Source organism: Erythrobacter sp. (assembly GCF_011765465.1).
Classification (GTDB): domain Bacteria; phylum Pseudomonadota; class Alphaproteobacteria; order Sphingomonadales; family Sphingomonadaceae; genus Erythrobacter.
Window position 1 is genome coordinate 1,287,808 of record NZ_CP050265.1, and the last position, 22,014, is coordinate 1,309,821.

At 66.4% G+C, this 22,014-nt stretch carries 16 protein-coding genes; 6 read left to right on the forward strand and 10 right to left on the reverse strand.

Annotation, left to right across the window (positions count from 1 at the left end; translation table 11 throughout):
• Positions 1-3: 3 nt before the first annotated feature.
• Both G9473_RS06235 and G9473_RS06240 read right to left on the reverse strand, forming a co-directional pair.
• Positions 4-1,197, reverse strand: coding sequence for a carboxynorspermidine decarboxylase (locus G9473_RS06235; protein WP_291137336.1), 1,194 nt, complete (start codon positions 1,195-1,197; stop codon positions 4-6).
• Between the two features lie 20 nt (positions 1,198-1,217).
• Positions 1,218-2,429 carry a saccharopine dehydrogenase family protein gene (locus G9473_RS06240; RefSeq protein WP_291137338.1) on the reverse strand — a complete coding sequence of 404 codons (1,212 nt, stop codon included), beginning with the start codon at positions 2,427-2,429 and terminating at the stop codon, positions 1,218-1,220.
• 62 nt (positions 2,430-2,491) lie between these two features.
• On the opposite strand from G9473_RS06240, the gene G9473_RS06245 reads away from it, so the two are divergent.
• The 5 genes from G9473_RS06245 to G9473_RS06265 all read left to right on the forward strand — a co-directional run bounded on the left by G9473_RS06245 (position 2,492) and on the right by G9473_RS06265 (position 6,406).
• Entirely contained in the window at positions 2,492-3,433 is a 942-nt protein-coding gene (locus tag G9473_RS06245) for a threonine/serine dehydratase (RefSeq protein WP_291137341.1), read from the forward strand.
• A 107-nt stretch (positions 3,434-3,540) separates the two neighbouring features.
• Positions 3,541-4,755 carry a DUF3419 family protein gene (locus G9473_RS06250; protein ID WP_291137344.1) on the forward strand — a complete coding sequence of 405 codons (1,215 nt, stop codon included), beginning with the start codon at positions 3,541-3,543 and terminating at the stop codon, positions 4,753-4,755.
• A complete protein-coding gene (locus G9473_RS06255; protein WP_291137347.1) occupies positions 4,755-5,402 on the forward strand; it encodes a class I SAM-dependent methyltransferase in 648 nt (215 codons plus the stop codon). Before G9473_RS06250 ends, G9473_RS06255 begins: the two co-directional genes overlap by 1 nt.
• A gap of 73 nt (positions 5,403-5,475) precedes the next feature.
• Positions 5,476-5,925 carry an MAPEG family protein gene (locus G9473_RS06260; protein ID WP_291137350.1) on the forward strand — a complete coding sequence of 150 codons (450 nt, stop codon included), beginning with the start codon at positions 5,476-5,478 and terminating at the stop codon, positions 5,923-5,925.
• Positions 5,926-5,935: 10 nt separating this feature from the next.
• A complete protein-coding gene (locus G9473_RS06265; RefSeq protein ID WP_291137353.1) occupies positions 5,936-6,406 on the forward strand; it encodes an MAPEG family protein in 471 nt (156 codons plus the stop codon).
• A gap of 12 nt (positions 6,407-6,418) precedes the next feature.
• Here G9473_RS06265 and trxB read toward each other — a convergent pair whose 3' ends face one another.
• Both trxB and G9473_RS06275 read right to left on the reverse strand, forming a co-directional pair.
• A complete protein-coding gene (trxB, locus tag G9473_RS06270) occupies positions 6,419-7,399 on the reverse strand; it encodes a thioredoxin-disulfide reductase (RefSeq protein ID WP_291137356.1) in 981 nt (326 codons plus the stop codon).
• Positions 7,400-7,454: 55 nt separating this feature from the next.
• A complete protein-coding gene (locus tag G9473_RS06275; RefSeq protein WP_291137359.1) occupies positions 7,455-8,243 on the reverse strand; it encodes a tyrosine-protein phosphatase in 789 nt (262 codons plus the stop codon).
• A 232-nt stretch (positions 8,244-8,475) separates the two neighbouring features.
• Between G9473_RS06275 and G9473_RS06280 the strand changes: the two genes are divergently transcribed.
• Positions 8,476-8,952 carry a response regulator gene (locus G9473_RS06280; RefSeq protein ID WP_291137362.1) on the forward strand — a complete coding sequence of 159 codons (477 nt, stop codon included), beginning with the start codon at positions 8,476-8,478 and terminating at the stop codon, positions 8,950-8,952.
• A 10-nt stretch (positions 8,953-8,962) separates the two neighbouring features.
• Here the strand turns inward: G9473_RS06280 and G9473_RS06285 are convergent, their stop codons facing one another.
• The 6 genes from G9473_RS06285 to G9473_RS06310 are packed head-to-tail and all read right to left on the reverse strand — an operon-like array spanning position 8,963 to position 21,992.
• Positions 8,963-10,381 (reverse strand): trehalose-6-phosphate synthase, encoded by a 1,419-nt coding sequence (locus G9473_RS06285; protein WP_291137365.1) that lies wholly within the window; start codon positions 10,379-10,381, stop codon positions 8,963-8,965.
• The gene (locus G9473_RS06290; protein ID WP_291137369.1) at positions 10,378-12,183 is read right to left on the reverse strand and encodes a glycoside hydrolase family 15 protein; all 1,806 of its coding nucleotides are present in this window, start codon (positions 12,181-12,183) and stop codon (positions 10,378-10,380) included. The genes G9473_RS06285 and G9473_RS06290 overlap by 4 nt, the downstream gene beginning before the upstream one ends.
• A gap of 5 nt (positions 12,184-12,188) precedes the next feature.
• Positions 12,189-12,932 (reverse strand): trehalose-phosphatase, encoded by a 744-nt coding sequence (gene otsB / locus G9473_RS06295; protein ID WP_291137372.1) that lies wholly within the window; start codon positions 12,930-12,932, stop codon positions 12,189-12,191.
• Positions 12,933-12,980: 48 nt separating this feature from the next.
• Positions 12,981-14,660 (reverse strand): acyl-CoA dehydrogenase family protein, encoded by a 1,680-nt coding sequence (locus tag G9473_RS06300; protein WP_291138288.1) that lies wholly within the window; start codon positions 14,658-14,660, stop codon positions 12,981-12,983.
• 52 nt (positions 14,661-14,712) lie between these two features.
• Positions 14,713-16,833, reverse strand: coding sequence for a proprotein convertase P-domain-containing protein (locus G9473_RS06305; protein ID WP_291137375.1), 2,121 nt, complete (start codon positions 16,831-16,833; stop codon positions 14,713-14,715).
• Positions 16,830-21,992 carry a hypothetical protein gene (locus G9473_RS06310; protein ID WP_291137378.1) on the reverse strand — a complete coding sequence of 1,721 codons (5,163 nt, stop codon included), beginning with the start codon at positions 21,990-21,992 and terminating at the stop codon, positions 16,830-16,832. Before G9473_RS06310 ends, G9473_RS06305 begins: the two co-directional genes overlap by 4 nt.
• Positions 21,993-22,014: the final 22 nt, after the last annotated feature.

Consider the following 22,014-nt stretch of genomic DNA (forward strand, 5'->3'; position numbering starts at 1 on the left):
ACGTCAGCTGAGCCGGCCTTTGAAATCCTCGTATTCGAAGCGTTTGACGCAGTCGAGCGCGTCGGTTTCGGAATCCCACAACCAGATGCTCGGCAATTGCACGCCGTTGAAGGTGTTGGTCTTGACCATCGAATAATGCGCCTGGTCGAGAAAGGCGAAGCGGGCGCCCGGCTCGGCGGGGACCGGCAGGCGATAATCGCCGATCACGTCACCCGCGAGGCAGGACGGCCCGCCGAGCCGGATCGGGATCTGCTCCTCGTCCGCCAGTTCGTTCAGCATGGCGGGGCGATAGGGCGCCTCGATCACATCGGGCATATGGCAGGTGGCCGACACGTCGGTGACACCGATGGGCACTTCGTTGAAGCCGGTATCGAGCAGCGTGCCGACGAGGATTCCGGCATCGAGCGCGACCGCTTCGCCCGGCTCGATGATGATTTCCGCGCCCGTGTCCTCGGCCGCGTCCTTCAGGAATTCGACCAGTTCTTCGCGCTCGTAATCGGCGCGGGTGATGTGGTGGCCGCCGCCCATGTTGATCCACTTCAATTGGCCGAAAAAAGGCTCGATCGCATCGAACACCCTGTCCCACGTCCGCGCGAGGGGCTCGAAGCTCTGTTCGCACAGGTTGTGGAAGTGAATGCCCTCGACGCCTTCCATGTGCTCCTCGGTCAGCTGGTCCAATGGAAAGCCGAGCCGCGAGCCGGGCGAGGACGGGTCGTAGCGCGGCACTTCGCCTGTCGGAACCTGTGGGTTGATGCGAAGGCCCACGCTGACATCGCCGCCGGTCGCCGCGGCAGCATCGAGGATCAGCGCGGCGCGGCGCATCTGGCCGGGCGAATTGAAGATGACGTGGTCGGAAAGCCGGCAGACCTCCTCCAGTTCGTCGGGCTTGTAGGCGGCGGAATAGGTCGCGATCTCGCCGTCGTAGAACTCGCTCGCGAGCCGCGCTTCCCAAAGGCCCGAGGTGGAAACGCCGTCGAGATATTCGCCGATGATATGCGCGGTCGACCACATGGAAAACGCTTTGAGCGCGGCGAACACCTTGATGCTCGCCCCGTCGGCACTCGCTGCATCGCGCAGCTGTGCTAGAACCTGGCAATTGGCGCGCAGCTTCGCCGCGTCGACGACGAAGGCGGGGCTGTCGACGCGCGACAGGTCGAAATGGGCGAAGGCGCCCGGGTCGCCGGCTTTGGTTTCCATCAGGGTCGGCCTTTGCGCGCTCAGAAATCCACCGGCCCCGAAAGCTCCTTAACCTGCCACGGCAGGCCGTGATCGTTGAGCATTTCCATGAAGGGGTCGGGGTCCATCTGCTCCATGTTGAAGACGCCTTCCCCGCGCCACTGGCCGCTCACCATCATGGCAGCACCGATCATCGCAGGCACGCCGGTGGTGTAGCTGACCGCCTGATTGCCCGTTTCCTCATAGGCCGCTTCGTGGCTGCAGATATTGTTGATGTAGAACGTCTTCTCACCCGACCCATCGATCGCCTCGCCGGTCGCGATGACGCCGATGTTCGTGTTGCCCTTGGTCGTCTCGCCGAGCGTTTCGGGCTTGGGCAGGACGGCTGCGAGAAATTGCAGCGGGATGATTTCCTTGCCCTGGTATTTCACCGGATCGATCCGGGTCATGCCGACATTCTGCAGCACTGTGAGGTGCTTGATGTACTCATCGCCGAAAGTCATCCAGAAGCGCGCGCGCTCGATTTCCGGATTGAACTTGGTGATGCTCTCCAGTTCCTCATGATACATCATGTAGGCGCTTTTCGTGCCCACCGCCTCGAAGTCGAACTCGTTCCGCGTGCTCATCGCCGGTGTCTCGACCCACTCGCCGTTCTCCCAGTGGCGCGCGGGCGCGGTGACTTCGCGGATGTTGATCTCGGGATTGAAATTGGTCGCGAATGCCTGCCCGTGATCGCCGCCGTTGCAGTCGAGAATGTCGAGCTGGCGGATCGACTTGAGCTTGTGCTTCTTGAGCCACATGGTGAAGACGCTGGTCACGCCCGGATCGAAGCCGGAACCCAGCAGCGCCATCAGCCCGGCTTCGGCAAAGCGGTCGTGATAGGCCCACTGCCACTTGTATTCGAACTTGGCCTCGTCCTTGGGCTCGTAATTGGCCGTGTCGAGGTAATCGACGCCCGCTTCGAGGCAGGCGTCCATGATCGGCAGGTCCTGGTAGGGCAGCGCGAGATTGACCACCAGCGACGGGTTCACCTTGCGGATGAGGTTGACCATCGCCGGGACTTCCTCGGCATCGATCTCGTAGGTGGCGACATCGACGCCGGTGCGCTGCTTCACGCTTTCGGCGATTGCATCGCACTTGGAACGCGTGCGGCTGGCGAGGTGGATGTCGGTAAAGATCTTGGGGTTCATCGCCATCTTGTGAACGCAGACCGAGCTTACCCCGCCGGCGCCGATCACGAGGACTGTCGACATTGTGGTGTCCTTTCGAATTCGAATCTTGCGCGTGCCTTAGTCGAATGCGCTAGAGCGGACAAATGATCCGCGACACCTCCTTCCCGACCCGCAAAGGCGCGCACGCCGCCGCGACGAGCATCGCTGCGATCCTGCCGCCGACTCCGCTGCTGCCGGTGGAGATAGGCGGGGTGCGCTGCCATGCGAAGGCGGAGAGTCTGCAACCCATCGGCGCGTTCAAGATCAGGGGCGCGTGGTGGGCGCTGTCCCATGTCGAGGGGGAGCTCGTGGTCGCCGTTTCCTCGGGCAATCACGCGCAGGGTGTCGCCTGGGCGGCGCGCGAAATGAGAAAGCGGGCGGTGATCGTCATGCCGCGCGATGCGCCGCGGGTGAAGCTCGACAACACCCGCGCCCTGGGAGCCGAAATCGTGCTTTACGACCGGACCGGCGAGGACCGCGACGAGGTCGCCGCGCGGGTGATCGCAGAGCGGGGCGGCACGCTGGTCCACGCCTTTGGCGACCGCTACGTAATTGAAGGGCAGGGCAGCGCCGGAGTCGAGATCGCCGCGCAAATGGGCCGATCGCCCTCGCGCATCGTCGTGTGTTGCGGCGGCGGGGGGTTGGCTGCGGGGCTCTCCCTCGCCTGTCCCGAGGCAGCGATCCATATCGTCGAGCCACAAGGCTGGGACATGGTGGGGCGGGCAATCGCCAAGGGAGAAATCGTCCAGGCCGGACCGGACGCGCCCGCGACGATCTGCGACGCGCTCCAGCCGACCGCCACGAAGCAGGTCAATCTCGACGTGCTGCAGGACCGCGCGCAGCCGGGCGTCACCGTCACCGACGACGAGGTGCGCAGCGCCCAGCGTTGGGCCTTTGCGAATTTGCGCCTCGTCCTCGAGCCGGGCGGCGCGGCGGCGTTGGCGGCGGCGCTGGCGGGGAAGGTTCCGCTCGACGAGGACAGCGTCATCATGCTCACCGGAGGCAATGCCGATCCCGTAGCCTTCGCCCGGACGCTCGCGAGTTAGGACAAGGCGTTGCCGCGCGGCTGGTAGAGGCGTGTGGATATAGTCACATTGCCGACACGCAGGGCGAATATGACCGCGTCCTGACGAAACCCCGGAGACGAGGACGAATGGCAACTCAGGCAAAGCGGATCATCGAGGACGCGGTGGTGCGCAAGGATGCGAAGGTCGGGGACAAGCTGCTCGACAGGGCCTTTGCCCTCGCCTTCAAGGGGCTGGTCTATGCCCAGATCTGGGAAGATCCGGTGGTCGACATGGAAGGGCTGGAGATCGGTCCCGACACCCGAGTGATGTGCATTGCGAGCGGGAGCTGCAACGCGCTATCTTATCTCACCGCCGGCCCGGCACAGGTGACTGCGGTGGACCTCAACCGCGCGCACGTGGCGCTGGGCCAGCTCAAGATCACCGCGATCCGTCACCTGCCGAATTACGAGCGTTTTCACCGCTTCTTCGGTCATGCCGATCACAAGGAAAACGCCGAAGTCTATCGCACCATGATCGCCCCGCATCTCGATGCGGAATCGCGCAAGTACTGGGAAAAGCGCGACATTCGCGGGCGGCGGCGGATCAGCTATTTCACCCGCGGGCTCTATCGCAAGGGCCTGCTGGGCAATTTCATCGGGCTCGCCCACCTTTTTGCCAAGCTCTACAAGATCGACCTGTCGAAAGTCCTCGAAGCGCAAACGCTCGAGGAACAGCGCGAGGTGTTCGAGCGCGAGCTGGCCCCCGTTTTCGACCGCAAGTTCGTCCGCTGGCTCACCAGCCAGCCCGCCTCGCTCTTCGGCCTCGGCATACCGCCTGCCCAGTTCGAGCACCTTGCAGGCGATGAACGCATGGCAGAAGTGCTGCGCCGACGGCTCGAAAAGCTCGCCTGCGATTTCGAGATCAAGGATAATTATTTCGCCTGGCAGGCATTCGCGCGCTCCTACGACCGTTCCGAAAGCGCGCCGCTGCCGCCCTATCTCCAGCGCGCCAACTGGGAAGTGATGCGCGAAAGGGTGGACCGGATCGACGTCGTCAATGCCAACATGGTCCACTGGATCGGCGACCGGGAGGAGAAGAGCCTCGACCGCTTCGTGCTGCTCGATGCGCAGGACTGGATGAACAACGCCCAATTGGACGAATTGTGGGCGCGCATCACCCGCGCCGGCCGCCCCGGCGCGCGCGTCCTGTTCCGCACCGCCGCCGAGCCGAGCCTGCTGCCCGGACGGCTCGACGAGGCGATCCTGTCGAAATGGCGCTATCTCGAGGAGCAGTCCGCCGACCTCACCCGGCGCGACCGCTCGTCGATTTACGGCGGCGTCCACGTCTACGAGCTGGCTTGATGGCGCAGGCGCAGGGCACGAGCCACGCGGCGCTGATGGACAGCGTCTACAAGGGCCAGCGTCACATCTACGACCTGACGCGCAAATATTACCTTTTCGGCCGCGACACGCTGATCGCCGGGCTGGATGCAAGGCCGGGAATGCGGGTGCTCGAAGTGGCCTGCGGAACCGGACGCAACCTTGCGAAAGTAAGCGCGAAATGGCCGGGCGTTCGGCTTTACGGGCTCGATATATCCGAGGAGATGCTGAAGAATGCGAGGAAGACGCTCGGCCCCGAGGCACGCCTCGGGCAGGGCGATGCCTGCTCCTTTTCGCCTTCGGCCCTGTTCGGCGAGGAGATCGCGGGGTTCGAGCGTATCATCTTGTCCTATTCGCTCTCGATGATACCCGATTGGGAAGGCGCGCTGGACCATGCCGCTGCGCACCTCGCGCCGGGCGGAGAGCTTCACGTGGTCGATTTCGGCGACCTCGCCGGCCTGCCCGCGCCGCTGGAGAAGGGCCTCCACGCCTGGCTCGCGAAATTCCACGTCGAGGCCCGCAGCGCCCTTCCCGAAACCGCCCGGCGCGTCGCGCGCGAGCTCGGGCTCGTGCACCGCGAGACGCGCGGCAGGCTCGGCTATTTCCAACTGCACGTGCTCGCCGCCTGATCGGTTGCAATTGACAATCGGCCTGCCCTTTCGCAGGACGGGGGTGCATCAGGGACCAACAGGGGATCGCGCAATGCAGGCCCAGATACTCGCGCCCGCCGCCGTGCTGGTGGTGTGGACGCTCATCGTCATGCTGTGGATCATCCCGTCGCGCTTCGGCGCGATCGCGAGGATCGAGGACAAGTCGAAACTGCCGCAGAAACAGGGCGTGCGCGGCGGCGATCTGGAGGGGGTGATTCCCGACAAGGCCAACTGGCCGGCGCACAACCACACCCACCTGCATGAGCAGCCCACGCTGTTCTACGCCACCGTGCTGATCCTTGCGGTGATGGGGCCGGGCGCGCTCGATGTGACGCTGGCGTGGATCTATGTCGGCCTTCGGGTGCTGCATTCGCTGTGGCAGATCCTCGTCAACACCATCCCCGTGCGCTTTGCCCTGTTCCTCGCCTCGAGCATCGCGCTGGTCGTGCTGGCGGTGCGCGCGGTGATGGCGACCGCCTTCGCCGATCCGGCGGCGATCTGAGGCGCGGGAGATGCGCGACCAGATCATCCTTTCGGGCATGGCGATCCTGCAGCCGGCGGTCGCGCTTATGGTGTGGACCATGGTGATGTGGGCGTGGATGTATGCAACACGCCTTCCCGCGATGCAGAAGGCCAAGGTCGATCCGGACAGCCTCGCGCGCGATCCAGACGCCTCGCTCGACCGCCTCTTGCCGCGCGAGGTGCAGTGGAAAGCGCATAATTACAATCACCTGCACGAAGCGCCGACGCTGTTCTACGCGGTGGCGATCGTGCTCGCCTATGTCGGGCACGGCGAAGGGATCAACGTGACGCTCGCCTGGGCCTATGTCGCCCTGCGGGTCGTCCACAGCATCGTGCAGGCGACGGTGAACAAGGTCGCGCTGCGCTTTGCGCTGTTCGCCCTGTCGAGCCTCGTCCTCGCCGCGCTGATCGTGCAGGCAGCGGTGGTGGTCTTCGGCCTGGCGGACCAGGCCGGAGGCTAGGAGGAGGCGCGGTTACTCCGCCGCTTCGGCCGCCGCTTCCTCGTTGCGGGCCGCCTCCAGTGTCGCCAGGAACCGCTCCCCGTCGAGCGCCGCCATGCAGCCCATCCCCGCTGCGGTCACGGCCTGGCGATAGACATGGTCGCACACGTCCCCGGCCGCAAAGACGCCTGGGATCGCGGTCTTGGGCGTGCCCGGTTCGACTTCGAGATAGCCGCCCTCGTCCATCGGCAGCTTGCCCTTGAACAGCTCGGTAGCGGGCGCGTGGCCGATCGCGACGAAGGCGCCGTCGACCTGAAGCGTCGAGGTTTCGCCCGTCACCGTGTCTTCCAGCACGAGGTGATCGAGCGCGCCGTTCTCTCCCGCCTCGAAGCTCTTGACGGTCTTGTTCCACAGGGTCGAAATCTTCGGGTGCTTGAGCAGGCGGTCCTGCAGGATCTTCTCCGCGCGCAGCTCGTCGCGGCGGTGGATCAGGGTCACGTCGTCCGAATGGTTGGTGAGGTACAGCGCTTCCTCGACCGCGGTGTTGCCACCGCCGATCACCGCGACCTTCTTGCCGCGATAGAAGAAGCCGTCGCAGGTCGCGCAGGCCGATACGCCCTTGCCGCCCAGTTCCTGTTCGCCCGGAACGCCGAGCCATTTCGCCTGTGCGCCGGTGCAGATCACGAGCGTGTCGCCGATATATTCATCGCCCGAATCGCCAATCGCGCGGAAGGGCGGGCCGTTCTCGAGATCGACCGAGACGATCGTGTCCCACATCATCCGCGCGCCGACGTGCTCGGCCTGGGCCTGCATTTCCTCCATCAGCCACGGACCCTGGATGACCTCGCGAAAACCGGGATAGTTCTCGACGTCAGTGGTGATGGTAAGCTGCCCACCGGGCTGGAGGCCCTGCACCACCATCGGCTCGAGCATGGCGCGCGCAGCATAGATCGCGCAGGAATAGCCCGCGGGGCCGGAGCCGATGATGAGCATCTTGGTGCGGTGGGTAGCCATTTTGCGTCTCTTTCAATCGTGTTCGCGCGGCATATGGGATGGCCTGCGCTTTTTGTCACGCCAGCAAGCGTTCGCGCAGCAGCGCCTTCTTCTTGTGATCCACGCCAAGCGTCAGCGACAGGTAGGTGTCGAGCGATCCCGAAATGCGTTCCACCTCGCGGAAATAGGTCTCGATATAGTCGGGCAGCACGCCCATCAGGTTCGCCATCGCTTCAGGCGCTATGCTGGCATAATGCTTTTCCATGCGCGGGAGCGATTGGCGCTCCAGCACTTCGCGGGTCGGCGCGTCATTGGTGCGAAGATATTCGCCCACCACGTCGTCGCGATGCGCGCCGAGGACATGGAGCAGCAGGCTCGCGGCGATTCCCGTGCGGTCCTTGCCGGCGAAACAATGGACGAGGCTCGCCCCGTCGCGGGTCGCGAGCGCATCGAAATAGCGCGTGAAGATGTCGATCATCGCGGGGTTGACCGGCATCCTCGTGTAGACCGCCAGCATCCGTTCACGCGCGGTTTCGGCAGTCATGTCGATCGCGCCTCCGCCCCCTTCGTGCGGGGGGGAATTGCTCGTCTCCCCGTCATAGGCGATCACGTGCGCGTCGAACTGGGCGTGGCGGCGACAGGGAAAGCGGCTGCGCTCCGACGTGCCGCGCAGGTCGATCACGGTGCGGATGCCGAGCCGCTGGATCGTTTCGAGGTCGCTGTCGGAAGCCTCCATATGCTGGCCCGAACGAAACAGCACCCCGCGCTTCACGCGCGCGCCGTCGGCTGCGCTGTAGCCGCCATAGTCGCGCAGATTGTGGATGCCTTCGGTCGGCAGGAACGGGTCATCGGGGGGAGTTTGCATGGGTTCGCGAATCATTGCCCGCGCAAGGTGGCAGGCGCGCGCAGGCGCGGCAAGCCGGGTGCAGCTTGAGATGGAATTGGGCGCTTCCGGTCGCCATGCACAGGCGCGCCAGGGCGCCGCAAAAAGGGGCGGGCCTACGTATTTGCGCTAGGGGCCGACCAAGGCTTCGCTTTGGCGCAGTGGGATTAGAAGCTCTCGCCTCACGCGGATCACACCTTTGCAGAGGCCCCGATTGGCTCACATCCTCATCGCCGACGACGACGACCTGGTGACGACGATCCTGGCCGAGGCGTTCGCCGAAGCGGGCCATCCCAGTCATGCCGTCGCCAGTGCCGAGGCGGCATGGGAAAGCGTCCATGCGCGGCGTCCCGATCTTCTCCTGCTCGACCGCGATATGCCGGGGATGCCCGGTCTCGCGCTGCTCGCCAAGCTGCGCGCCTCGCCGCTGTTCTACGACCTGCCGGTGGTGATCCTCACCGCCCTGCGCGACGAGCTGGACGAGGACGCGGCGATTAGGGCGGGCGCGCAGGATTTCCTGCGCAAGCCGTTCGATCCCGATGCCCTGGTCGCCCGCGTCGAGACAGCCCTCGCGCGGAAGGTGGAAGCACGCCCCTTCTCCGGCGCATATGCCGAAATCGCGGAGGAAGGCGATTTTCCGGCGAGCGCCGCCTACTGGCAGCGCTACCTGCCCTCGCCGCGCCGGGCCTGATGAAGCGGGCTCAGCCCGCGGCGAGATCCCGGCAGAAGCGCGCGGTCCATGCCTGGACATTGTCGTCGCGCACGGTCCCGATCATCGCCTCGTAGCGGGCCTTGCGCTCCTCGAGTGGCATATCGAGCGCTTTCCCGATTGCGCTCGCCAGCGCATCGGGGCTGTGCGGGTTGACCAGCACGGCACCACGCGCAACGCCGTCATCGTCCTCGCATCCGAGTTGCAGCGCTGCGCCGGCGAATTCGGACAGGATCAGGACGCCGGGATCCTCCGGGTCCTGGGCTGCGACGTATTCCTTGGCGACAAGATTCATCCCGTCGCGCAAGGGAGTGACGAGCCCGATCTTGGCCGCGCGGAAGAAGCCGTAAAGTTCGGCGTGGCTGTAGCCGCGGTTGACGTAGCGGATGGGGACGATGTCGACCTCGCTCCTCGCCCCGTTGATCTGCCCGGTCTTCTGTTCGAGCACTTCGCGGATCTGCTGGTAGCTTTTCACGTCCTCGCGGCTCGGCGGGGCGATCTGGATGAAGACGAGGTCGCGCGTGCGTTCCGGGTGCTGGTCGAAGAAGCGGCCGATCCCGTCGATGCGCTCGGGCAGGCCCTTGGAATAGTCGAGCCGGTCGACCCCGATCATGCCAGTGCGGTGACGGGTGGACGACAGGAAGCGCTGTTCGGCCTGTCGCGCCTCGCCCGTCTCACCCTGCGCCTGGAAGTGGTCCCAGTCGATCCCGATGGGGTAGTCCCGCGCGATCACCTCGCGCCCCTCGAAACGGATCGCGCCCGTCGCGCGGTCGAATTCGGCGCCGAGTTCGGTCTCGCAGTAATGGACAAAGCTCGAAAGCCATTCGCGCGTCTGGAAGCCGATCAGGTCATAGGCCAGCATCGTGCGCACCAGCCGCTCGTGATAGGGCAGCGAGGTGAGCAGGCGCGTCGGCGGCCACGGGGTGTGGAGAAAGAAGCCCATCCGGTTTTTCACGCCGTGGCGGCGCAGCCGGTCGCCCAGCGGGATGAGGTGGTAGTCGTGAACCCAGACAAGGTCGCCCTCGTCGATCAGCGGGGTGACGCAATCGGCGAAACGCTCGTTGACGCGCTCATAGCCCTCCCCCGTGCGCTGTTCGAAGCGGGCGAGGTCGATGCGGTAATGGAACAGCGGCCACAGCGTCTCGTTGGCGTAGCCGTTGTAATATTCGTCGAGCTCGCGGTGGGTGAGATCGATCGTCGCGGTCGTAACCCCGCCTGCCTCGTGGATATGGACGGTCTCGCCCGGATTGTCGTCGACTTCGCCCGACCAGCCGAACCACACGCCGCCGCGATCCTTGAGCGCGGAATTGAGCGCGCCCGCCAGCCCGCCCTGCGCTCCGGCCGCGCCGCGCGCCTTGGGCACCGCGACGCGGTTGGATATGACGACCAGGCGCTGTCCGTCCTCGCTCACCTCACCTCGCTCCAGGGTTTCGAGAGAAGCCCCGCACAATTGATCACCCCTACCAGCGAGTAGGTCTGCGGGAAGTTCCCCCACAATTCGTGCGTTTCGTAGTCGATATCCTCGCTCAGCAGGCCCGATTTGGTGGTGTGGCTGAGCATGGTGCAGAACAGGGTGCGCGCCTCTTCGCGGCGGCCCGCGACCTCGAGCGCCTCGATCAGCCAGAACGTGCACACGTTGAAAGCCGTCTCCGGCGATCCGAAATCGTCCTCCGCATCATAGCGTAGCATATGATCGCCGCGGCGCAGGTGTTTCTCGATCGCGGCGAAGGTGTCCTTGAACCGCTGGTTGTCGGGCGAGAGGAAACGCAGCTCGAGCATCTGCAAGAGGCTCGCGTCGAGATAGTCGCTCTCGAAGCTAGCGCCGTAATGGCTGACGCCGAACTGGCTTTCGCCGTCCTCCTTCCAGGCCCTCTCCTCGATCGCGGTGCGGATGGCGTCGGCCCTCTCGCGCCAGACCTCGGCGCGGTCTTCCTTACCCAGGTGCGCCGCGACATTCGCGAGCCGGTCGCACGCCGCCCAGCACATCACGGCGGAATAGGTGTGGACCTCCGTTCGCGTGCGGAATTCCCACAGGCCGGCGTCCGGCTGGTCGTGCATCGCCCAGGCCATCTTGCCGACCTGTTCGAGATTCTCGAAATCGTGCTCGCTCGCCGGACGCAGCAGGCGATGGTCGAAAAAGCCCTGCGCGATCGGCAGGACGATCTGGCCGTAGCAATCGTGCTGGACCTGCGTGTAGGCCGCATTGCCGCGCCGCACCGGCCCCATGCCGCGATAGCCTTCGAGATGCTGCGCCGTGCTTTCCTCCAGCGCGCTTTCGCCCATCACCGAATAGAGCGGCTGGATCTGCCCCCCGCGCGAGGCATCGACGATATTGCGCAGGTAGCGCAGGTATTTCTCCATGACATCGAGCGCGCCCAGCCGGTTGAGCGCTTGCACTGTGTAATAGGAATCGCGGATCCAGCAGTAGCGGTAGTCCCAGTTACGCTCCGAATGGGGCGCTTCGGGGATCGAGGTGGTCAGCGCGGCCACGATCGCACCGGTTTCCTCGTGCTGGCACAGCTTGAGCGTGATTGCGCAGCGGATCACCTCCTGCTGCCATTCGAGCGGGAGCGCGAGCATACGGGTCCAGCGTTGCCAGTATTTCCGGCTGCGCTGCTCCATCGCGCGCACGTCCTCGCGCAGATTGCCGCCGAACGGCTCGTCGGGCCCGAGGAAGAAATGCGTGTCCTCCTCGATCCGGAAGGTGCGCCCTTCGAGGATGTAGCCGACCGGCGCGTCGGTGGAGAGGCGTAGCGCCTGGTCGCCGAAGAGGTAGCGGATGTGGTTAGTCCCGTTGGTCGTGTCGGCAAGCCGGGCGCCGTAGTCACGCATCGGCTTCAGCACCACGCGCACGCGGGGATTCCCCCGGATGGGACGGACGATGCGGACCCAGGCGACCGGCCGATACATCCGGCCCGAGCGTTCGTAGCGCGGGCAGAAGTCGAGGACCTCGATAGCGTCGCCATCACGCGACTCAAGTGTCGTGACGAGATGCGGCGTGTTGCGGATATATTCCTGCCGCGCAGCGCATTGCCCTTCAAGCTCGAAGCGCCAGATGCCTTCGTCACGCTCCTTCCCGTCGAGCAGCGAACAGAAAATCGGATCGCCATCGACCCGCGGTACGCAACCCCACACGAGCGCGCCGGTTTCGTCGATCAGGCCGGAAACCTGGCAATTGCCGATGGGCCAGAGCTGGAGATTGGGTTCGTCCATGGTCGTCACAGCCCCAGCCAGGAATGGACCTCGGCAACGCCGTCGAGGCGATAGGTCGCCGCCGTCGGCTCGCGCATCCCGACGATGATGCCCGCCCCGCCCATCGCCTCGCACGCCTCGAAGCCGGCCTCGTCGGTCAGGTCGTCGCCGATGAAGAAGGGCCGCGCGCCCGCGAAAGGACCGGAGGCCATAAAGATCTCGACCGCCCCGCCCTTGCTCGCGCCGCGCGCGACGAGTTCGACCACGTCCTTGCCCCCCTGCACCTGCCAGCCATGCTCATCGGCGAGGCTGCGAGCAAAGGCATTGGCCGCCGCACCGCGCTCGGGCGTGGCGCGGTAATGGAGCGCGCCGCCATGGGGCTTCGCCTCGTAGGCCAGCCCTTCGCGCGCGGCGTAGCCTTCGAGTGCGGTCGAAATCGCTTCGGGCAGGCCCGCCGGACCATCGCCCAACGGTTCTCCGTCGGCCGCACGAATATCGGTCCCGTGGGAACCCGCGGCGGCGATATCGAGCGATCCGATGTGGCGCTCGATATCGGCGATCGCGCGCCCGCTGATAACCGCGAGCCGCCCGTCGAGCCGCCCCGCCAGCGCGTGCAGCGCCCCGGCCAGACCTTCGCGCGGGGCGATCGCGTCGGGACCGGGGGCGATCTCCACCAGCGTCCCGTCGAAATCGAGGAAGAGCGCGGTCGGGCCTTCGTCCAGCAGGTCGGCGAGCCGTGGCGGAGAGCGCTGTGCGAGACCGGAATCCATGGGAAGCGTCCATAAAGACCTCACCCCCGCGGTCAACAAGGCGCGCGCCTAGGCGCTTTGCCGGGCAGGCTCCCTCGCGCGCGGTGCGGCCTGCGCGGAGAGCAACCCGCGCGCGATCACCTGCGCCTGGATTTCGGCGGCGCCTTCGAAGATGTTGAGGATGCGCGCATCGCACAGCACCCGGCTGATCGGGTATTCGAGCGCATAGCCGTTGCCGCCATGGACCTGCACCGCGTTGTCGGCGGCGGACCATGCGGTGCGCGCGGCGAGCAGCTTCGCCATTCCCGCCTCGATGTCGCAGCGCGCGCCGCGATCCTTCGCGCGGGCGGCGTAATAGGTGAGTTCGCGGCTCATCACGGTTTCCGCCGCCATCATCGCGATCTTGTCGGCGACGCGCGGGAAGGCGGTGAGCGGTTCGCCGAACTGCTTGCGCCCCATGGCATAGTCGAGCGCGAGGTCGAAGGCGTTCCACGCAACGCCGACGGCGCGCGCGGCGGTCTGGATGCGCGCGCCTTCGAAAGTCCGCATCAATTGCTTGAAGCCCTGCCCCTCGGCCCCGCCGAGCAGGCCGTCTTCGGCTATTGCAAACCCGTCGAAGCCGAGCGCGTATTCCTTCATGCCGCGATAGCCGAGCACCTCGATCTCGCTCCCGTCGATGCCTTCATCGGGGAACGGGTCGGCGTCGGTCCCGCGCGTCTTGGCGGCGAGGAACATGGAAAGGCCCTTGTATCCCGGCGCGTCCGGATCGGTGCGGGCGATAAGCGTCATCAGGTCCGCGCGCGCGGCGTGGGTGATCCACGTCTTCGCCCCGTCCACGCGCCAGCTGCCGTCCGCCTGCCGCCGCGCGCGCGTGCGCACGCTGGCAAGGTCGGAGCCGGTGTCGGGCTCGGTGAAGACCGCGGTGGGCAGGACCGACCCGTCCGCGATGCGCGGGAGCCAGTGCGCCTTCTGCGCCTCGGTCCCGTTCTCGCCGATCAGCTCGCCCGCGATCTCCGAGCGTGTCCCGAGCGATCCGGCGCAGATCCAGCCGCGCGAAAGCTCTTCCGAAACCACCGACATGGCGAGCTTGCCGAGGCCGAGGCCGCCGTATTTCTCGTCGATACACACGCCGAACACGCCGAGCTCGGCCATTTCGGCGATCACCTCGGCGGGGATCAGCGCGTCGGCGAGATGCCACTGATGCGCGCGGGGCGTGATGCGGTCGGCGGTGAAGGCGCGGAACTGCGCGCGAACGAGGTCGAGCGTTTCGTCGCCCAGCCCCTCGTCGGGCCGCGCGCCTTCGGCCAGCAGCGCGGCGAAGCGCGCACGGGTGTCGGGAGTGTTGCCATCGGCAAGGAACCGCGCGACTGCCGGATCTTGCGCCAGCGCCGCCGCTTCGCTCGCAGTGCCAAGCGCGTGGGGCCGTACGATCTCGCCCGCGCTCATCGGCACGCCGAAGGCAAGCTGGGCACAGTATTCGCCGAAACCGATGCGCAGCGCGAGTTCTTCGACCGGGCCGAAATGGCCGCTAGCTGCAGCCCGAGCGCCCCAGTCGGCCGTGGCCCCGAGCGCTGCGGTCGTGGCGGCGATCCAGGCGAAACCGTGGAGTGCGTGCTGCTCCCGCTGGGCGAGCGCGGCGTCGACCTTACCGCCGTCCGCAACTCTCGCGGCGAGTGCCGCCTGCACGGCACCGCAATATCCCCTCGCCGCCGCTGCGGCATTTCTCGCGTCGTCGATCCAGTCGCTCATCGCCGCCGCGCTAGCAGAGCGGGCAGGCACTTGGCACTCCCTTTTGCGCGAATTATTCGACCATGAAGCGCACGCTCAGGGTGAAGGTTTCGCCGCCTGCGAAAGCGCCGCCGGGACGAACCCGGAAATCGGTGATGCCGCTGTCGCAGCCCTCCCCGTCCGCGCTCGGCACATAGCCCCAGGAACCCCCGTCATCGGCCGAGAATTCAAGATCGTCGCTCGCCTGGGCCAGCCCGGCAAAGCTGTAGGTGAGCCCCGATGCCCCACCGGTATCGGCAAAGATCACCGGCCCGCCCGACCGATCGAGCAGGCACATCTTGGCATCGGAAGGACCATTGTCGATCACCACCACGCTGTCGGTATCGGCCGCGTCGGTTCCGGTGTTCGTCACGGTGATGAGGTATTCGACCAACGCGCCGGGAATCGCCTTGGGATTGGCAGTGCCGTTGACCGGGTCCGAGATCACCGAACTCACCTTGCTCACGACCAGCCGGGCGAAGGGATTGCACACGGTGATGTCGTGCACGGCAATCGCCTGCTGGCCGGGATTGGTCGGAGCCGTGGCGGCGTTGCCGTAACGAATGACGATCGTATCGATCGCCTGGGTGAAGGTCACGACCGCATTACCGAGCGCCTCGTCGGTGTCGGACCCGCCATCGCCCGTTATCACGTTCCCGCTCACGAAATTGACATTGCCATTGGTGAGCGTGGGCAGGACGGTCGCGCCGCCCAGCGTGCCGGTCACCTCGACATTGTCGGCGAACTGCCCGCCGAAGAAATCGATGTCGAAGATCGAGAACTGGACCCCGCTGAAAGCGCGCGGCAGCGTGATGACGAGTTCGACCACGCCCGCCCGGCTCGACTGGTCGGCAAGCATGACGAGGCTGTCCTCGGGTATCGACAGCCCGCCGAGGAACGCGTCGTCGACGGTCGGCGACTGACCGCCGAAGGTGGGGTTGCTGAGATAGGCCCCGTCATTGCTGAGCGAGAAACCGATATTGCCGAAACCGGCGAAGGCATAGGCGTTGTTCTCGCTTCCCGGTGTCCAGCCTGCGATCATGTCCCAGTCGAACACCGCGGAGCCGGCGGGACAGGACAGGCTCGGAGGAATACCCGGCGCGCGCCCGCTCTGGACCGTAAAGCTCGAGGCGGCGTAATCATCCTCCGAGACGATTGCATTGCCGGGCGTCGAATCGATGTCAGGTAGCGAACTGGCGATGATTTCGGCGGTGTTGGTGACAACTGTCCCGGCCCCGGAGGTGATCGTGCCGGAAATGGTCAGCACCGCGCTTTGCCCGGGAGCGAGCGTGCCCACCGCCCAGTCTCCGGTCGCCGCGTTGAAACTGCCGTCCCCGCTCGCGCCGACGAAGGAAAAACCGCCGGGCAGGTTGTCCCGCACCACGATCCCGTTCGCGGTGGCGGTCGATGCGGCCGTGTTCGTCACGGTCAACCGCCACGTGGCCGTGCCTCCCGAGACCGCCGGCGCGCCGAGAAGCGACTTGGTCAGCGAGAGATCCGCGAAATTGCTCGGCAGGGAAGTCAGGCGCAGTTCGGCGAAGCGAAACCGGCCATCGTCCGCGCTCGGGAAGATGTCGCACACTTCCATCCGCCACGTGCCCGCACTCGCCACGCCGAAGAATGCGGCAAGCGGCGAATTGGGGCGAAAGGTGTTGGCGAACGGCGGCGGGCTGCCGGTCGGCTGGTTGCCGTTGGGGTCGACCGAATTGACCTCGACCGCCGCATCGTCGTCCAGCAGGGCATTGAGGTTGTTGCCGCTGGTGCTGGTCGCATCCCCATCGACCAACTGGACGCGGGTTCCATCGGGCGCCTGCAAGGTTATGCGCATATCCCCGCGCCAGGAATGCGTCGCGTAGAAGCCGAAATCGACATCGGCGACGGTGAAGCTGTCGGTAACGGTAAAATTGCGCACCAGCGGCGATCCGCAAGGCGTGCCGTCGTCGATATTGCCGTCATTGGTGACGGAATAGCTGAAGACGGCCTGGCCCAGCGCCGGTTGCGCGAACGCGAGGCAGAGCACGGCAAAGGCGAGCCTGGCTGCCGCCTGCACCGCCCCGCTCGCGCCTCTTGCCAGCCTTTCCCATGCCATGCCCCGGCGATAGGCCAACATGGTAAACGCGCGGTTTACCGCGATTCTGCCGACCCGGCCCGTCATCGCCGCCGCCCGATCCCGAGAGCATTGCCGAGCGAGGCGAAAAGGTCGTTGTCGAACTTCATCCGCACCGCCGCGAAAACGCCCTTGTCGGTGTTGCGCACGGCGGCGAAATCGCCGTCGCGGAAGCCCTCGACATTATAGCCCACGGTAAGCAGCATCCCCTCGACCGGGCTGAAGCCGATGGTCGGGCCGTAGGCGAAATCGGTCACCTCGTCCTCGATATTGGTGCGGACGCTAGCACTCGCGCCGAGCTCGAAATCCTCGCCGATCCCAATTCGCGCATCGATCCCCGCGATGAGGGTCGTGCCGGCGAACTCGGTGCCTTCGAAGCGGTCGAAATTGTAGCGCGCGCCGACGAACAGGCTGTATTCGTCGCGCCGGACCTGCTGCTTCAGGCCGCTGTCGTCGAAAGTCCAGCCGCGCGGCGACCAGTTGGTGGACAGGCTCCCGACGAGGCGGCGCGTCACGGCGTCCCCGTCAACCGTGAGCGCGGTCCGTCCCGCCGCACCGGGCTGCCCGGCCACGGCATCCTCGATCCGGTCGCTGCGGAATTCGAGCTTGCCGAGCATCGCGACCTCGGAGGCGTCGGGGCGGTGGGCGAATGCGATGCTCGCATCGAAGATCTCGCTCGCCGCGCCGCCGCGGGTTTCCGCCCTCGTCCAGGTCGCACCGGAGCCGACGATGCTGCCTTCGCCGAGCTGGCGGATCGCCCCGAACGTCGCGCCCATGCGGTCGGCCTGTTCGCCGTCGCGATATTCGCCGCGCGCGACGATGCTCCAGCGATCCTTGCGCCAGGCCCCGCCGAGTGTGACCGCTGTGAAATCCTCGAATTGCTGGCCGCCGGTGAGTTGCCCGCCGCTTGCCGCCGGCTGGAGCGGGTTGACGAGATCGCTGGTATCGGGCGCGCCGTTCAGCGTGCGGTTCCCGTCGATCGTCGCATCAAGCGTGAATTCGCTCGACAGCTGGAGCGTCTGCGACAGCCCGAAGGCGGCGAAGGATCGCACGCCCAGTTCGCCGATGGTCTGCTGCCCGATCGAAGTCACGACCTGACCACCCCGCCACGGGTTCGTCTCGATCCCGCCGAGAAGCTGGCGCGAGCTGATATTCGCGCCGTCGGCAATCTCATAAGTCCCCACGAGGCGCACGTCCTCGGTCACGGCATAGCGCACGCCGACACGGTGGCGCGCAGGCAGGTCGATGCTTTCCGCCTCGTCGAGTGCGATCGCGGTCGCGGCGGACAGTTCGAGCCGGTTTTCCAGAAGCCGCTGCGTCGCGCCCGCTTCGAGCACCGTCGAGGTGTTGGTCGAGCCATCGGCGAGGCGGTCGTCGAAATGGACGATGCCGACGCGCAGGTCGGTCGAGCGCCGCGTGAGGTTGACCTGCGCCTGCGCGGCCCGGCGGCGGCTGGGGTCGACGAGGCTGTCATCCTGCCACAGGCTGGTAAGCAGGCTGAGATCTTCGGCGAGCCGCACGCGCCCGTCGAGCCCGAACTTGCGGCGACCGACCTCGGCCCCGTTCTGCTGGCCGATGCCGTAATCCGCCTCGACCTCGCGAGCATAGGCGAGCAGGTCGAGGTCGCCGGTCTGGTGCTGCGCTTCGACCAGCCAGCCCGTCGCGCTCTCACCGTCGCGCCGGCTGATGCCCAGTTCCGCGCGCAGTTCCGTCCCCGTCCCGATCCGCGCAAGCACGTCGAGCGCGCCGATGTCGGTCCGTGCCTCGCCCGTGCCGCCGGACCCTGCATCGCTGATCGCGCTCGCACCGATCCGCACACGCCCGTCGGCGCTCGTCCAGTCGGCGCGAAGACCCGCATTGAAGCGCGCCTCGCCCGCGCCGCCGGTTTCGTACTCGATGATGATGAATTGCGGATTGAGGTTCTCGTCCCGGCTCAGGATCGGCTCGCGAAAAGTGATCGTGCCCGAAAGAAGATCGATGTCGTAATCGATAAAGCGCGACAATTCCGTCTCGGAAACAATCAGTTCGGAGCGGAACCTGTCACGCACTTGCAAGATCAAGCGCTCGGAATTGGGCAGGATGCGGCGGCTCCCGATCTCGTAAGGCCCCGTGATGCCCTGGCCCTGGATTTCCTCGCGGCGCAGGCGGGTCGCGGTTTCGGCGGCGAAGCCCTGGGCCTTGAACTGGCCGATCCGTGCTTCGCCCTTCACGCCGGTTGCGGTGCGATTGTAGCGGGCGAGCCGGGTCTGGTCGAAGGCGGTCTGGAAATCGCCGTAGAGGGCGTAGAACGTCGCCGTCTCGACCCTCACATAAAGCTTCTCGCGGCTCGCCGCATCGAACCGGCGGGCGGAGGCATCGGCGAAGACGGTGTAATAGGCTTGCGGGTCGAGCGTGCCGAGCAGGCGCTGGTCCTCGCGCTGCTTGGCGCTGTCGTAGGCGAGCGTGAGCAGGTATTTGCCGAGCACCCGCCCCTTTGCATAAAGCGCGACGCGGGCGTTGTTGCCCAGGTCGCTGTCGAAACGCCCGCTGCGCTCCATGTTGTCCGCGACCGAGCGCGCGCCGGCAGTGCCTTCGGCAAGCCCGATGATGGTCCATTCGATATCGCCCGGCTCGATCCACGCCTCGAGTTCCTGCCGCCGCACGATCTCGCCGTCGTCGAAAGTGAAATCGAGCCGCAGCGACCCGCTGACCATCGTCGGTGCGAGTTCGATGCGCGCGATTCCGTCGTCGCCCTCGACCACCCAGCGCGCCTGGCCCGGCGCGATGCCGGTGAGCTGGTTCAACTGCTGGCGGTCGAGCTGGTCGGCGCTTTCATAAGGCGCGTTGAGCGTGAAATTGCCCGAAACGCCTTCGCGCAAGGGGCGATTGTTGCGGTCGAGCACGCGCACCGCCACGACCGGCCGGGTGCGCCCGTCGGCGACAAGATGGGACTGGCCGGGCACAAGCTCGACCCGCGCGGGGCGCGTGGTGAAAAAGACTTCGCGCGTGAAGCTTTTCGAAGGCATTCCGAACGAGTTGATGATCTGCGCCTCCAGGACAGTGCGCTCGTTCACCAGGGGGACGCCGCGCCAGAGGCTAACCGCGAACTTGCCGCGCTCGGGCGTTTCGGTCCCGTCGAAGGACAGCGGATCCACTTCCTTGCCGTCGACTTTCAGCACCACCTTCTGCCCGCGCCTGTGCCGCACCGCGACGCGGATCGCGGGCGCGCGCGGGTTGGCATCGACGGCAGGGGCGAGAAAGCCGTCCTCGCCATCGCCGAGCGCGAGCCACTTCTCGCCCGGCTCTTGAGGCATGGATGTCGGGGCGGTTACATCCTGCGCGCCCCGAGCTGTCGTCGCGCCGCTTTCCTCTCGCACTTCGGCGCGCAGCTGCACCGGCGGAGCCGGCTCTTCGATCGCGCCGGGCGGCAGAACGGCGTGGAAATCCGCCACCACAAGGCTGCCGCCCTGCCCGATCGCGAAGCGCGAGGAGGCGCTTCCGGCGTTACGGGTCGAGCGGCTGCAATCGACCAGTTCGGCGCCTTCAGGCAGCGTCATGCGCGAGACGGCGACGACGTGGGTGCCGGGCACGACGCCTTCGAAATGATAGCGCCCGTCGGCGTCCGTCACGGCGAAACTTCCGTCCTCGAGCATCACGCGAACGCCCGGGATCCCGCGCCTTTCGCGGTCCGGCACGGTGCAGTCGCCCGCGGTCACCCGTCCGATCACCGTCATTCGGTCGGCGATGGTTTCGCGCTCGATATCGACCGTCGCGCTCGCGCGTGCGCTGCGGCCGAGCGCGTCCTCGACCCGCGCCGCGTTGACGGCCCGTCCCGGTGGAGCATCGGGCCTGACGCTCACGGCATAGGTGACACGCGCCGACGCGCCGCCGGGAAGATCGCCGAGAGCGATCGTCAGGGTGCTGCCGTCGGGGGCGAAGCGGACCGCGTCCGGCCTTTCCTCGCCGTTCACACGCACGCTGTCGGGGCGCAGGCGGAGCCAGCGCGACGGGGTGTCGGTCACGACAACATCGCGCTTCACCCGCGCCGGATCGGCATTGCGCACGCCGAGAGTGTAGAACACCACGTCGCCCGGCATCGCCCTCTGGCGCGAGGCGGTCTTGGACAAGGCGAGTTCGAGGCTCGGCGCGTCGAGCGGAATGTCGACTTCGATCGGGATAGGATCGTCGAGCACGAAAGGCGCCCCGTAGGACGCATCGCTCACGACGAAAGCCCGCCCGTCGGGCCGCGCGAGACGCGCGATGAGCTCCGGCGGAACCGCCGAGGGCGCCGAGTAGCGATCGGGCGGCTCGACGACGAGGCGGTAGCGACCGAGGCTGGTGAGCGGGAACCAGTATTCGCCCGGCCCCATCGGCGTCACCTGCCCCGCCCCGTCTGTGACGGGCGCACCCGACACGACGCTGGAAGGCCAGGGCGTGACCCCGTCGGGCCCTAAGACCGTAGCTGGCTGCCCGGTCGCGTCATCGACCAGCGTGACTCTCGCCCCGTCGACCGCCTCCCCGGTCTCGCTGTCGAAAACGATGCCGAAGGGGTCGGCGAGCACCTGCAGGCTGGTCCGAATCATTACGGTTTCGGAGCCCTCGAGCATGGCCGCGATCTCGATCTCGCTTCCGTCGTCGATCGACAGGCGGCAGTCGCCTGCGACCGGCTGCGGGGGCATCCGCCTGGTCGGGATGCTGCCCACGAAGACCCCCGTGTCGGGGCCGGTCTCGAAAAGCGTCTGGCGCTCCATGTCGCCGCTCGAGGAGCTGAGACGCACATCGAGCCGCTCGATCTGGGCGGAATCGGTATTGGCCGCCATTGCCCGGACTTCGAAGAACAGGTCCTGGCCTGCGCGCAGCAGGCTCGTTTGTTCCACATCCGCGCTGAGCGGCGCGGCACTGGCGCTGGCGGACTGCCCGGCCTGGTCGAGGCCGGCTGTGCCCTGGGCCGTCGAAAGAGCGCAAGCGGGCGCCCTGAAGGTCAATTGGAGACCGCTGCCCGAGGAAAGGCGGAAAGCGCGGATCGCAGGCGGCGGAAGGGCGACGTCGAACGACACCTGGTTGCTGCGTGTCTCGGCCCGGACGCCGCGAACGCGCCATGCGGCTTCGGCAATATTGGTAATGGTGCGAACCGTCTCGGCAGGATTGCCGTCGCCGCTTTCCTGCGCGCGCGCCCCCTCCCCGGGCACGATGAATGGCAGCAGCACCAACGAAAGTGCTGCTGCCATTCGCCTCAGGGAGGGAACAACA

Bases quoted from the DNA above. Each gene is read 5' to 3' on its own strand.
- G9473_RS06235 (WP_291137336.1), bottom strand. From the start codon at position 1,197: ATGGAAACCAAAGCCGGCGACCCGGGCGCCTTCGCCCATTTCGACCTG.
- G9473_RS06240 (WP_291137338.1), bottom strand. From the start codon at position 2,429: ATGTCGACAGTCCTCGTGATCGGCGCCGGCGGGGTAAGCTCGGTCTGC.
- G9473_RS06245 (WP_291137341.1), top strand. From the start codon at position 2,492: ATGATCCGCGACACCTCCTTCCCGACCCGCAAAGGCGCGCACGCCGCC.
- G9473_RS06250 (WP_291137344.1), top strand. From the start codon at position 3,541: ATGGCAACTCAGGCAAAGCGGATCATCGAGGACGCGGTGGTGCGCAAG.
- G9473_RS06255 (WP_291137347.1), top strand. From the start codon at position 4,755: ATGGCGCAGGCGCAGGGCACGAGCCACGCGGCGCTGATGGACAGCGTC.
- G9473_RS06260 (WP_291137350.1), top strand. From the start codon at position 5,476: ATGCAGGCCCAGATACTCGCGCCCGCCGCCGTGCTGGTGGTGTGGACG.
- G9473_RS06265 (WP_291137353.1), top strand. From the start codon at position 5,936: ATGCGCGACCAGATCATCCTTTCGGGCATGGCGATCCTGCAGCCGGCG.
- trxB (WP_291137356.1), bottom strand. From the start codon at position 7,399: ATGGCTACCCACCGCACCAAGATGCTCATCATCGGCTCCGGCCCCGCG.
- G9473_RS06275 (WP_291137359.1), bottom strand. From the start codon at position 8,243: ATGCAAACTCCCCCCGATGACCCGTTCCTGCCGACCGAAGGCATCCAC.
- G9473_RS06290 (WP_291137369.1), bottom strand. From the start codon at position 12,183: ATGGACGAACCCAATCTCCAGCTCTGGCCCATCGGCAATTGCCAGGTT.
- otsB (WP_291137372.1), bottom strand. From the start codon at position 12,932: ATGGATTCCGGTCTCGCACAGCGCTCTCCGCCACGGCTCGCCGACCTG.
- G9473_RS06300 (WP_291138288.1), bottom strand. From the start codon at position 14,660: ATGAGCGACTGGATCGACGACGCGAGAAATGCCGCAGCGGCGGCGAGG.
- G9473_RS06305 (WP_291137375.1), bottom strand. From the start codon at position 16,833: ATGACGGGCCGGGTCGGCAGAATCGCGGTAAACCGCGCGTTTACCATG.
- G9473_RS06310 (WP_291137378.1), bottom strand. From the start codon at position 21,992: ATGGCAGCAGCACTTTCGTTGGTGCTGCTGCCATTCATCGTGCCCGGG.